Source organism: Xanthobacter pseudotagetidis (genome assembly GCF_043194795.2).
Taxonomy (GTDB): domain Bacteria; phylum Pseudomonadota; class Alphaproteobacteria; order Rhizobiales; family Xanthobacteraceae; genus Xanthobacter; species Xanthobacter tagetidis_A.
In genome coordinates this window covers 2,157,941-2,170,026 of sequence record NZ_CM195534.1, presented here as the reverse complement: position 1 = coordinate 2,170,026, position 12,086 = coordinate 2,157,941, and the positions used below count along the sequence as shown (strand labels likewise).

Here is a 12,086-nt window from a genome sequence, read left to right as displayed (position 1 = left end):
AGCGCGACCTTAGCTTCTGGCCTCCGCAAAGGAAACCACGACGGCGACGCGCCGGATATTGCATCGCGACACCACATCCAAATCGATTTAGAATCGATGATCAAACCGTCCGCAAGCGGGATGGGGCCGTCGCGGCCAAGTGATCGCAGCCGCCGGCGCCGCACGTCCTGCGCGGACCTCTCGTCGCACGCGGAACGTCCGGCGGCCCACGGCATTGCCCCTTTGCAGCCGTCGGCGGCGGGCGGAGCATGGCGGCACGTGGACGGCGGGGCGGGAGATTCGCGCCGCCCATCGGGCGCGCTGGACGGAGAATCGGGAATGGTCGCGCGGGTGATTGAAGTGGAGCCTTTCGACATCGTCGTGTTCGGGGCGACCGGGGACCTCGCCCGGCGCAAGCTCCTGCCCGCCCTCTACGAGCGCGACCGCGCCGGCCAGTTGCCGGAGGCCTGCCGCGTCTTCGGCGTCTCGCGGCGCCCCATGGCGCGCGCCGCCTTCGAGGCCTTCGCCCGCGAGGCGGTGGAGGACCGCGACGGCATCGAGGAGGCGTCTCGGTCCGATCTCGCCCGCTTCCTCAAGCGCCTCGACTACGTGGCGGTGGACGCGCTCTCCGATGCCGGCTGGGCCGACCTTGCCGCGCGCCTCGCCGAGGCCGAGGACCGGGTGCGGGTGTTCTATCTCGCGGTCGGGCCGGACCTGTTCGACGACATCTGCGCGCGCATCGGCGCCCACGGCCTCGTCACCCCGCTGACCCGCGTGGTGGTGGAGAAGCCCGTGGGCAAGGACCTCGCCTCGGCGCGCAAGGTCAACGCCGCCGTGGGCCGGGTCTTCCCCGAGGAGGCGGTGTTCCGCATCGACCACTATCTCGGCAAGGAGACGGTGCAGAACCTGATGGCGCTGCGCTTCGCCAACGCCTTGTTCGAGCCGATCTGGAACAACGCCCACGTGGACCACGTGCAGATCACGGTGGCCGAGAGCCTCGGCACCGCCGGCCGCGCCGGCTATTACGACACCGCCGGCGCGCTCAGGGACATGGTGCAGAACCACATCCTGCAACTGCTCTGCCTCGTCGCCATGGAGCCGCCGGTCTCGCTCGACGCCGACGCGGTGCGCGACGAGAAGCTGAAGGTGCTGAAAGCCCTGGTGCCCATCGACGAGAAGACCGCCGGCCAGCTCACCGTGCGCGGCCAGTACCGCGCCGGCGCCTCGGCGGGCGGGGCGGTGCCCGGCTATCTGGAGGAACTGGGCGCCGGCGCCTCCGGCACCGAGACCTTCGTGGCGCTGAAGGCGGAGATCGCCAACTGGCGCTGGTCCGGCGTGCCGTTCTATCTGCGCACCGGCAAAAGGCTGGCGAGCCGGGTGTCGGAGATCGTGATCCAGTTCCGCCCCATCCCGCATTCGGTGTTCGACGGGCAGGCGGGGCCGATCATGGCCAACCGCCTCGTCATCCGCCTGCAGCCGGACGAGGGGGTGAAGCTCTGGATCATGATCAAGGACCCCGGCCCCGGCGGCATGCGGCTCCAGCACGTGCCGCTCGACATGAGCTTCGCCAGCGTGTTCGGCGTGCGCAACCCCGATGCCTACGAGCGCCTTCTGATGGACGTGGTGCGCGGCAACCAGACCCTGTTCATGCGCCGCGACGAGGTGGAGGCGGCCTGGCGCTGGGTCGATCCGATCCTGGAGGCCTGGCGCAATTCCCGCGAGGCGCCGAAGCCCTACACCGCGGGCACCTGGGGCCCGTCCGCCGCCATCGCGCTGATCGAGCGCGACGGGCGCACCTGGGCCGACGACGCCTGAGGCCGGCCATGGACCACCCCCCCCTGCCCTTGCCCCCCTTGCCCTACGCGCTCGCGGCCTATGACGACCGCGCCGCGCTCGCCCGCGCGCTCGCCGCCCATGTGGCGCAGGCGCTGCTTTCCCGTACCGCGCGGGACGGCGCGGCGAGCCTCGCCGTCTCGGGCGGCCGCACCCCGGCGCTGTTCCTGGAGACGCTCTCGGCCGCGCCGCTCGACTGGGGCCGCATCACCGTGACTCTGGTGGACGAGCGCTGGGTGCCCGAGACGTCCGTCCGCTCCAACGCCGCCTTGGTGCGCGCCCATCTGCTGAAGGGGGAGGCCAGGCGGGCGCGCTTCGTGCCGCTCTTCACCGGCGCGCCGACCCCCGAGGTGGGGCTCGACGAGGCCACGGCGCGCGCCGCCGGCCTGCCCCGTCCCTTCGCCGCCGTGGTGCTGGGCATGGGGGATGACGGGCACACCGCCTCCTTCTTCCCCGGCGCCGCCGGCCTGGATGCCGCCATCGACCCCGCCGCGCCGGCGGCGCTCGCCGCCATCCGCGCCGCGGCGGCGGGCGAGCCGCGCATCACATTTACGCTGCCGCCGCTCCTTGCCGCCGACACGCTTCTGCTGCACATCGAGGGCAAGGTGAAGCGGGAGGTGCTGGGGGCGGCCTCCCGTCCCGGCCCGGACGGCGAGATGCCGATCCGCGCCGTGCTCCGCCATGCCCGGCGCCCTCTCGATGTCCTGTGGTGCCCCTGATGGAGACGTGCATGAGCGAGACCGAGGCCTTCTGGCAGTCCCTTTCGGCCGCCTGGGCGGCGGACCGGGAACGCCCGCTCCGGGAGGTGGTGGCGGAGCCGGGCCGGTTCGAGGACTTCTCCTGCGCCTTCGGCGACCTGCTGCTCGACTTCTCCAAGACCGGGCTTTCCAGGCGCAGCCTCGGCCTGCTGATCGACCTCGTGAAGGCGGCGGGCGTCACGGCGCGGCGCGACGCCATGTTCGCCGGCGAGAAGGTCAACGCCACCGAGCGGCGCAGCGTGCTCCACGTCGCCCTGCGCGACGGCGAGGAGGCCGCCCTCGTGGTGGACGGGGCGGACGTGAAGCCGCCGGTGCGCGAGACGCTGGCGCGCCTGTTCGCCTTCGCCGACCAGGTGCGCTCCGGCGCCATCGCCGGCGCCAAGGGCGCGCGCTTCACGGACGTGGTGAACATCGGCATCGGCGGCTCGGACCTCGGCCCGGTGATGGTGACGGGGGCGCTCGCGCCCTATCACGACGGGCCGCGCTGCCATTTCGTCTCCAACGTCGACGGCGCCCACATCGCCGACACGCTGAAGGGCCTCGACCCGGCGACGACCCTCTTCGTCATCGCCTCGAAGACCTTCACCACGGTGGAGACCATGTGCAACGCGGCCACCGCCCGCGCCTTCATCAAGGAGGCGCTGGGCGAGGCGGCGGTGGCGGACCATTTCGCCGCCGTCTCCACCGCGCTGGAGAAGGTCGGGGCGTTCGGCATCCGCCCCGAGCGCACCTTCGGCTTCTGGGACTGGGTGGGCGGGCGCTATTCGGTGTGGTCCGCCATCGGCCTGCCGGTGATGATCGCGGTGGGGCCGCAGAACTTCCGCGAGTTCCTGGCCGGCGCGAGCGCCATGGACGAGCATTTCCGCACCGCGCCGCCGGAGATCAACCTGCCGGTGCTGCTCGCCGCCGTCGGCCTGTTCCACCGCAACGTCTGCGGCTTCCCGAGCCGCGCCGTCATCCCCTACGACCAGCGGCTCGCGCGCTTTCCCGCCTATCTCCAGCAGCTCGACATGGAGAGCAACGGCAAGAGCGTGACGCTGGACGGCAAGCCGGTCGCCCGTCCCACCGGGCCGATCGTGTGGGGCGAGCCGGGCACCAATTCCCAGCACGCCTTCTTCCAGCTCATCCACCAGGGCACGGACGTGATCCCGGTGGAGTTCCTCATCGCCGCCGAGGGCCACGAGCCGAAGCTGAAGGAGCATCATGCGCTGCTGGTCGCGAACTGCCTCGCCCAGTCCGAGGCGCTCATGCGCGGGCGCACGCTGGAGGAGGCGGCGGCGCAGCTGCGCGCCAAGGGCCTCGGCGAAGCGGAGGTGGCGCGGCTCGCCCCGCACCGGGTGTTCCCGGGCAGCCGGCCGTCCGTCACGCTCGCGTACGCCCAGCTCGATCCCTTCACCCTCGGCCGCCTGATCGCCCTCTACGAGCACCGGGTGTTCGTGGAGGCGGCGGTGTGGGGCATCAATGCCTACGACCAGTGGGGGGTGGAGCTGGGCAAGGAGCTCGCGACCGAGCTGCTGCCGGCGGTCACGGACGACAAGGTCCCGCCCGCCGCCTCCGCCTCCACCCGCGGGCTGCTGACCCATCTCAAGGAGATCGGCGGCCGCTGAGGCGCCGTGCTGCCATGCAGCAAAGGCAGGGCTCAGTTTCGTATTATGTATACCACAGAGGCCGGAAATTGGGTCAGTATGCCATCCGTAATTGGGAGGTCACCTCCCGAGAGGCGCTCCGGCGCCCGGAGGCAGACATGAGCGTTCTCGATTTCGCCGCCCTCGGCATCCTTGGCATCACCCTGACGGGCGCCACCATCGGCTTCTCCTCGCCCAAGCTGTTCCTGGCGGCCGGCGGCGACGTGGGCATCCCGATCGCCGACGCGCTCGGCGAAGCCCCTGCTGCGCAGCGCTTGGCCGGCGTCCGCTTCGGCGGCGAGCCTTCGCGCGATTCGGTCGAACCCGCCGTCGCCGCCTTCCCGCGCGCCTTCTGAAGAAAAAGAGGGAGAGGCGCCAACCTCTCCCTCCAGGACGGCGCGGGGTGGAAAGGGCGCGCCGTTGAACCCAGGCCGAGATCAGCGGGCGATTTCCGGCGCCCGCCCCTCGACCGCCTCGATGCCGCGCGCCTGCGAGACGAATCGCGCCCGGAGCGGCTTCAGCACGAAGATCGCCATCAGCGCCGCGACGGCGTTGACCGCTGCGGTGACGAGGAACACCAGGTCCCAGTTGCCGAGGCTCGCCACCGCCACGGAGGCCATGGGCACCACCAGCGAGGCGGTTCCTTTGGCGGTGTAGAGGAGGCCCGCATTCGTGGTGGCGAACTTCGACCCGAACGTGTCGCCGCAGGTCGCCGGGAACAGCGAGTAGATCTCGCCCCAGGCGAAGAAGACGAGGCCGGTCAGGATCACGAACAGCACCGGGTTGGCGCCGAAATGGGCCAGCGCCAGCACGCCGACCGCCTCCAGCGAGAAGGCGATGAACATGGTGTTCTCGCGGCCGATATTGTCCGACACCCAGCCGAAGAAGGGCCGCGTGACGCCGTTCAGCACCCGGTCGATGGAGAGCGCGAAGGTGAGCGCCGGCATGGTCAGGCCGAGGATCGACACCGGCACGTCGGCGATCCTGAAGTCCTTGGCGATGGAGCCGAGCTGGGCGGTCGCCATGAGCCCGCCGCCCGCCACCAGCACGAACATCAGGTACATGATCCAGAACACCGGCGTCTTCACCATCTCGCCGGGGCCGTAATTGCGCCGGCTCTGGTTCACCGCCACCTCGACCTTGGGCAGCTGGCCCTCCTTCGGACTCTGCAGCAGCAGCGCCAGCACGAACACCACCGCGCCCTGGAGCAGGCCGAAGAACAGGAAGGTGTGCTCGTAGCCCTGCGCCTTGATCATCGCCGCGATGGGCACGATGGTCAGCGCCGAGCCGGCGCCGAAGCCGGCGGCGGTGATGCCCGCGGCGAGGCCGCGCCGGTCCGGGAACCACTTCAGCGCCGCGCCGACGCAGGTGCCGTAGACCGCGCCGGCGCCGGTGCCGCCGATGGCGGCCGAGACGTAGAGCAGCGCCAGGCTGTCGGCGATGGAGTTGAGCCACCAGGACGCCGCGCACAGCACGCCGCCGATCATCACCACGATGCGGGGGCCGAACTTGTCGACGAACCAGCCCTCGATGGGCACCAGCCAGGTCTCGAACAGCACGAAGATGGTGAACGCCACCTGGATCGCGGCGCGGCCCCACTGGTGCTTCTCGTTCATGGGCTCGACGAACAGCGTCCAGCCATACTGGAGGTTGGCGATCATCGACATGCAGACGACGCCGATGAGGAGCTGGAGCCAGCGCCCGCCCACGGGGCCGCGGCCGGCCGCGGCCGGCAGAGTTGAAGACGGCATTTCCTTCCCTTTCTCACTGGGGATCATCGAAGGACGATGAACGGCCCGTGACGGTCACCATTCGGCCGCGCCTCGTTCGAGCGGGAGCGGCTGCGTTCCGTGGGGAAGGATGGATAGAAATACGGTATACCGTATGCAAGTTTCGGATATGTAACGGCTACCTCGCCCCCTTTGACCGGTCTTTCGCGCGGTTCGACGGGCACCCGCCCCGATCCGGCGCGCGCGGGCGCGCATACGTCTCCCCGGCCGGTGCGGGGGGCGGCGCGGCGGTCTCGTCGCGCCGGAGCGGCGGGTCGTCCGCGGCGCGCCGCGGCCTTGGGGCGCCGACCGGTGCGTCCGGCCTGGCCTGCGCCCCCGCTCCAGCCCCGTCGACCAGGCAAAAAAATGGCCCCGACTTGCGCCGAGGCCATGCAGGGGCCGCCCGAGGGGCGGTGGAGGGACTTCAGGCGCGCGCCGCGATGTGGCGGCGCGCGCGATCCGCGGAGCGGGTCAGACGGTGGCCGCGCGCGCCTTCAGGGCGCGGGCCTCGTTGAGCCGGTGATGGCGCGCGAGCAGCGGCTTCAGCACCAGAAGCGCGGCGATGGCGGCGGTCATGTCCATGGCCGCGACGGTGTAGAGCACCACCGTCCAGCTGCCGGTCGCCTCCATCAGCAGGTTCGCCACCGGCACCAGCAGAGCGGCGATGCCCTTGGCGCAGTAGAGCATGCCGTAGATCTTGCCGATGTGCTTGGAGCCGAAGGTGTCCGCGGCGGTCGCCGAGAACAGGGAGTAGACCTCGCCCCAGGCCAGGAAGACGATGCCCGACAGGATGATGAAGGCCCACGGATTGTGCCCGAACGTGCCGAGCGCGACGATGCCGATGCCCTCCATCATGAAGGCGAAGAACATGGTCTTCTCGCGGCCGATATGGTCCGAGATCCAGCCGAAGAACGGCCGCGAGAAGCCGTTCAGGATGCGGTCCAGCATCAGCGCGAACGGCAGGGCCGCCATGGCGAAGAAGTAGAGGTTGACCTCCACGTGCTTCACGCCCAGGTCCTCGGCGATCACGCCGAGCTGCGCCACCGCCATCAGGCCGCCGGTGACGGTCAGCGTGAACATGGTGAGCATGACCCAGAACACCGGCGTGCGCAGCGCCTCGCCGAGCGTGTAGTCGCGCCGGCTCTGGGCGACGGTGGACGAGTAGGTCACGTCCTTGCCGGTCGGCGCGGTCAGGAACAGCGCCGCGGCGACGATCACCGCGCCCTGGATCAGGCCGAAGGTGAAGAAGGTCTCGTGGTAGCCGGACGACTTGATCATCGCCGCGATGGGCAGGATCGTGACCACCGTGCCCGAGCCGTAGCCCGCCGCGGTGAGGCCGACCGCGAGGCCGCGGCGGTCGGGGAACCACTTCAGCGCGCTGTTGACGCAGGTGGCGTAGACGCAGCCGACGCCGATGCCGCCCACCGCCGCCGCGAAATAGAGCGCGGGCAGCGTGGAGGCATAGGAGTTCAGCACCCAGGACAGGCCGGTGAACAGGCCGCCCATCAGCACCACGTTGCGCGGGCCGTACTTGTCGATGAAGTAGCCGACGATGGGCGTCGCCCAGGTCTGCACCACGACGAACACCGTGAAGGCCACCTGCACCGAGGCGCGGGTCCAGGTGTTGGCGGAAACGATCTCGGGAACGAACAATGTCCAGGAATATTGAATATTCGCGGCCGCAACCATGCAGACGATGCCGGCCACCAACTGAAGCCAGCGGTTGGGGCCGGCAGCTTTGACAGATTCACTCACCATTTGATCCACCCTTTGAGAACATTATTATTTTAGTTCCAAGAAGACAGAGCCGCCCCACCCCGTCGTTTTCCCTCTCGGAGGCAGCTTTTTTTGAAAAACAGAAAGGCGCGTGCGCTTACACCGCGCCGGCGGTGCGCATGCCGGCGATCTCCTCGGCGCTGTAGCCGAGGGCGCCGAGCACCTCGTCGGTGTGCTCGCCGAGCAGCGGCGCGCGCGCGACCGGCACGTGGCTCGCCGACATCTGGATCGGCGAGCCGAGCGTCACGTAGGTGCCGCGCTCGGGATGCGGCACCTCGACCAGGAAGCCCCGCTCGTAGAGCGCGCGGTCCTCCAGGATGTCCTTGGTGGAAAGCACCGGGCCGCACGGCACGTCGATGGCCTTGAGCGCCTCCATGACCTCGAACTTGGTGCGCTTCAGCGCCCAGCGCTCGACCACGTCGAAGCAGGCGTCGAGGCGCTGCAGGCGCGCCTCGTGGCTGGCAAACTTGGGATCGTCGATGAGGTCCTTGCGGCCGACGAGCCGCATCAGCGGCGCCCAGCCCTGGGGCTGGATGATGACGTAGCAATAGTCGTTCTCGCCGCCCGGGGCGCAGCGTACCGCCGCGCCCGGCTGGCCGCCGCCGGAGCAGTTGCCGGCGCGCGGCACGCATTCGGTCTCGGGGGCGCCGGGATACTCGGCCAGCGGGCCGGAGGCGAGGCGCTGCTGGTCGCGCAGCTTCACCCTGAGGAGGTTCATCACGCAGTCCTGCATGGCGACTTCCACCAGCTGGCCCTCGCCCGTGACCGTGCGCTGGTAGAGCGCCGCCAGCACCCCGGCGAGGCAGTGGACGCCGGTGCCGGTGTCGCCGATCTGGGCGCTGGTGGCGGTGGGCGGGCCGGAGCGCCAGCCGGTGGTGCTCATGGCCCCGCCCATGGCCTGTGCGATGGTCTCGTAGGCCTTGGCATCGATGCCCGAGGCGTCGGCGAAGCCCTTGATGGTGGCGTAGATCAAGCGCGGGTTGATGGCGCGCGCCTGCTCGTAGCCGAAGCCCTGGCGGTCGAGCACGCCGGGGCCGAAATTCTCCACCAGCACGTCGGCGCTGGCGATGAGGCGGGTCAGCGCCTCCTGCCCCTGGGGGCTCTTGATGTTGAGGGTGAGGCTGCGCTTGTTGGCGTTCAGCATGGTGAAATAGAGACTGTCGACGTTCGACTTGTCCCTGAGCTGGGATCTCGTGATGTCCCCGCGCCGGGGCATCTCGACCTTGATGACCTCCGCCCCGAGCCACGCCAGCATCTGGGTCGCGGACGGTCCGGACTGCACGTGCGTCATGTCCAGGACACGCACGCCCTCAAGCGCCTTGCCCATGCCGTTACCCCTGGATTTCCTCGATCCGACCGTGTGTTCCGCCAGTCTTGAGCCGGCTTGCGGGCGCAGCCTGCGCCCGGCATCCATTCGTGTCTACTGGATATGGTATGCCATATACAAACGTTATCATCGCCATTTTCCGCCTGCAACCGAATTCGACTTAAGTGAAACGGCAGGCGCTGCGGGACCGCGCCAGACAACGGCACGATCCCTGCGGACGCGGCCGGCGGCGGCGCGGGCGGCGGCAGCGCGGGCGGCCGCCGCCCGCAAGGCGGCTCAGCGCAGGACGGCGAGCTCGGCGCCCATGCCGCTCGCGGCCTGCTCCGCATGGGTCGCCACCTCGGATTCGTGCAGGTAGTGGCGCATGAGGTCGGTGGCGCTGATGACGCCCACCAGCGCATGGTCCTCGATCACCGGCAGGTGGCGCACCTGGTGCTCGTTCATGAGCCGCAGCACGGTGACGAGGGAATCGCCGAGCCCACAGGAGATCAGCTCCCGCTTCAGCAGCGTCGCCAGCACCACGCCGGGGGTCGCGGCGCCGTGGGCGAGCAGGGCGCGGGTCACGTCGCGCTCGGAGAACACCCCGACGACGGTGTTGCCCTCGGTGCGGCACACGTCCTTGACGATCACCGAGGAGATGTTCTCCCGCTTCATGATCATCACGGCGGTGGCAACCGTCTCGTTGGCGCGGACGGTGATGATCCTGGTGTCGCGCTTCTCGCGCAGGATGTCGTCGACGGTCATCAGCATTGGCATTCCTCCGGGGCCGAAGCCCCCTGTTCCAGAAGGTCCGGGCCTCTTAGAGGGCACCTGGAGCAATTCTTGTATTCATAATACATGAAGTCAACACGCAGTGCGGCAGCGACATCCACCCTTCCATGCTGCGTTGCAGCGCCCTGCCGTTCCGGGGCCGGGCCTGCGGCAACCCTTGCCCTCAACGCACAAGTCCTTCATCTGATATGATGTATTTGGTCGGCATCGAAATGCGGGCCGCGCCGCGCCACGAAGACTGCCTAAGGCGAAGGGGAGCGATGACCTACCAGGACATCAACGTGAAGCCGATCGAGACCGAATCGAGCTTCCGCATGAAGGCCTACAAGGCCCTGAAGTCGGCCATCATGGAGATGGACATCTACAGCCACCGGGAGGAGATCCGCCTCGAGGAGCGCCAGCTCTCCGAGAAGCTCGGCGTCTCGCGCACCCCCATCCGCGAGGCCATGACGCTGCTGGAGCAGGAGGGCTTCGTCCGCTCGGTCCCCCGGCGCGGCATCTTCGTGGTGCGCAAGACCCGGCAGGAAATCCTGGAGATGATCACGGTCTGGGCGGCGCTGGAGAGCATGGCGGCGCGTCTCGCCTGCGCCCGCGCCTCCGAGGCCGAGATCCGCGAGTTGCGCGAGAACGTGCGCGCCTTCGCCGACCGCGACCCGGAGGAGTTCGTCTCGGAATATTCGGAGGCCAACCTCGCCTTCCACAAGATCATCATCCGCATGTCCGGCTGCGAGCTGATCGGCGAGATGACCGAGGGCCTGTTCCCGCACATGCGCGGCGTGCGCAACGTCACCATCGGCCAGGACCACCGCGCCCAGCGCTCCATCGTCGATCACACCCGCATCGTCGCCGCCATCGAGAAGCGCGACGCGGACCTCGCCGAGCGCCTGGTGCGCGAGCACACGCTCGGCCTTGCCCGCCACGTGGAGGCGCACGGCGAGTTCCTGGACTGACCTTTGGCGCTGCCCGCCTCCGGGCGCGGGAACCTGCCGCCAAGCCCTCTCCCGCCTGCGGGGGAGGGTTGGAAGGGGGCATGGCCGGGCGCCCCTTCGGCGCGACAGAACATCCGCTCGGCCGCCGGCCCTGCGGGCCGCCCCCGCAGGCGGGAGAGGGGGCGCGAACGGCGGGGCCGACGCCCCGCTCCCGCCTCCGCGGCGTATCGCCCGCGCGGTCATGCTCCAGCCCCCTCCCACCCGAACGCCGTTGAAGCGGAGCTTGGATCGAAGATCCCGAAGCCGGAAACGTCCGGCTGCGGACGGGAAAGAGGACGCGAACGGCACCCGCAAAATGCCTCTGCGGGGGCGCGGTGCGTCGCGGCGGCAGGCGTGCCATAATCGCCGGCGAAGGCCCCTTCATCCGCCGCTCGCCGGCGACGGGAGGGGCCGCTTCTTATCCGGCGCCTGCCCTCCCCCCATCACCGGAGCGCGGCGGGGCGGCCGGCGCGGACCATCGGCGGAGCAAGGATGCGTTATCTCAACCTCATCAAGACCATCTCCAACTGGCCGGTCTATTTCGCGCACAAGTACAACCTGACCACCACGTCCCCCGCCGTGTTCGAGCTGCGCGGCGGCGGGCGCATCCATGTCCCGCGCGAGGTGATGCACGAGTTCAAGGAGGTGTTCTTCGACGAGGCCTATCTCTGCGGCCTGCCGCTGGCGGTGCCGGAGGGCGCCACGGTGGTGGACATCGGCGCCAATATCGGCGCCTTCAGCGTGTTCGCGGCCACCCGCTTCACGGGCGCCCGCGTCGTCGCCTTCGAGCCCGACCCGGTGAACTTCGCGGCGCTGGCCCGCAACGCCGCCGAGGCGGCCGGGCGCGTCACGGCGGTGGAGGAGGCCATCGCCGGGCAGGCGGGCACGCTCGTGTTCCACCGGGGCGATGCCACCGGCGTCTCCACCTCCGGCTCGCTGGTGCGCAGCACCGGCGAGAAGATCACGGTCAGGGCGGTGACGCTGGAGGAGGCGTTCGCGGCGCGGGGCATCGCCACCTGCGACCTGATGAAGATGGATTGCGAGGGCGCCGAGTTCGACATTCTCTACGGCGCCTCCGACGCCCTGCTCGCCCGCATCCGCCAGATGGTGGTGGAGATCCACGACCAGGGCCGTGGCGACCGCACCCGCGCCGCCGTCGTCGCCCACCTCGTCAAGAAGGGCTTCCGGGTGAAGGACGGCATGCACCATTTGCTGTGGGCGTGGCGGCAGCCCCAGTGAGCGCCCGGCGCCACTTGACCGCGATCAAGGCCGAGATACCG

At 69.8% G+C, this 12,086-nt stretch carries 10 protein-coding genes; 6 read left to right on the top strand and 4 right to left on the bottom strand.

Features of this window, described 5'->3' with window-relative positions:
• Positions 1-318: 318 nt before the first annotated feature.
• From zwf to V5F67_RS09905, 4 genes are all read left to right on the top strand, one after another.
• Entirely contained in the window at positions 319-1,794 is a 1,476-nt protein-coding gene (gene zwf, locus V5F67_RS09920; protein ID WP_394019657.1) for a glucose-6-phosphate dehydrogenase, read from the top strand.
• 8 nt (positions 1,795-1,802) lie between these two features.
• The gene (pgl, locus tag V5F67_RS09915) at positions 1,803-2,531 is read left to right on the top strand and encodes a 6-phosphogluconolactonase (RefSeq protein WP_394019659.1); all 729 of its coding nucleotides are present in this window, start codon (positions 1,803-1,805) and stop codon (positions 2,529-2,531) included.
• The gene (gene pgi / locus V5F67_RS09910; RefSeq protein ID WP_394019661.1) at positions 2,531-4,177 is read left to right on the top strand and encodes a glucose-6-phosphate isomerase; all 1,647 of its coding nucleotides are present in this window, start codon (positions 2,531-2,533) and stop codon (positions 4,175-4,177) included. The genes pgl and pgi overlap by 1 nt, the downstream gene beginning before the upstream one ends.
• A 137-nt stretch (positions 4,178-4,314) precedes the next feature.
• Positions 4,315-4,551 (top strand): hypothetical protein, encoded by a 237-nt coding sequence (locus V5F67_RS09905; RefSeq protein WP_394019663.1) that lies wholly within the window; start codon positions 4,315-4,317, stop codon positions 4,549-4,551.
• A gap of 81 nt (positions 4,552-4,632) precedes the next feature.
• Here the strand turns inward: V5F67_RS09905 and oxlT (V5F67_RS09900) are convergent, their stop codons facing one another.
• The 4 genes from oxlT (V5F67_RS09900) to V5F67_RS09885 form a co-directional block, all read right to left on the bottom strand.
• Positions 4,633-5,946: an oxalate/formate MFS antiporter gene (gene oxlT, locus V5F67_RS09900; RefSeq protein WP_394019665.1), complete on the bottom strand. Its 1,314-nt coding sequence runs from the start codon at positions 5,944-5,946 to the stop codon at positions 4,633-4,635.
• A 489-nt stretch (positions 5,947-6,435) separates the two neighbouring features.
• The gene (gene oxlT, locus V5F67_RS09895) at positions 6,436-7,722 is read right to left on the bottom strand and encodes an oxalate/formate MFS antiporter (RefSeq protein ID WP_394019667.1); all 1,287 of its coding nucleotides are present in this window, start codon (positions 7,720-7,722) and stop codon (positions 6,436-6,438) included.
• Between the two features lie 115 nt (positions 7,723-7,837).
• Complete coding sequence (gene frc, locus V5F67_RS09890) at positions 7,838-9,067, bottom strand: formyl-CoA transferase (protein ID WP_394019669.1); 1,230 nt, start codon at positions 9,065-9,067, stop codon at positions 7,838-7,840.
• Positions 9,068-9,343: 276 nt separating this feature from the next.
• Positions 9,344-9,817 carry a CBS domain-containing protein gene (locus tag V5F67_RS09885; protein WP_394019671.1) on the bottom strand — a complete coding sequence of 158 codons (474 nt, stop codon included), beginning with the start codon at positions 9,815-9,817 and terminating at the stop codon, positions 9,344-9,346.
• 281 nt (positions 9,818-10,098) lie between these two features.
• On the opposite strand from V5F67_RS09885, the gene V5F67_RS09880 reads away from it, so the two are divergent.
• Together V5F67_RS09880 and V5F67_RS09875 are read left to right on the top strand one after the other, a co-directional pair.
• Entirely contained in the window at positions 10,099-10,788 is a 690-nt protein-coding gene (locus V5F67_RS09880; protein ID WP_394019673.1) for a GntR family transcriptional regulator, read from the top strand.
• A 510-nt stretch (positions 10,789-11,298) separates the two neighbouring features.
• Positions 11,299-12,045: an FkbM family methyltransferase gene (locus tag V5F67_RS09875; protein WP_394019675.1), complete on the top strand. Its 747-nt coding sequence runs from the start codon at positions 11,299-11,301 to the stop codon at positions 12,043-12,045.
• The last annotated feature ends 41 nt before the right edge of the window (positions 12,046-12,086 follow it).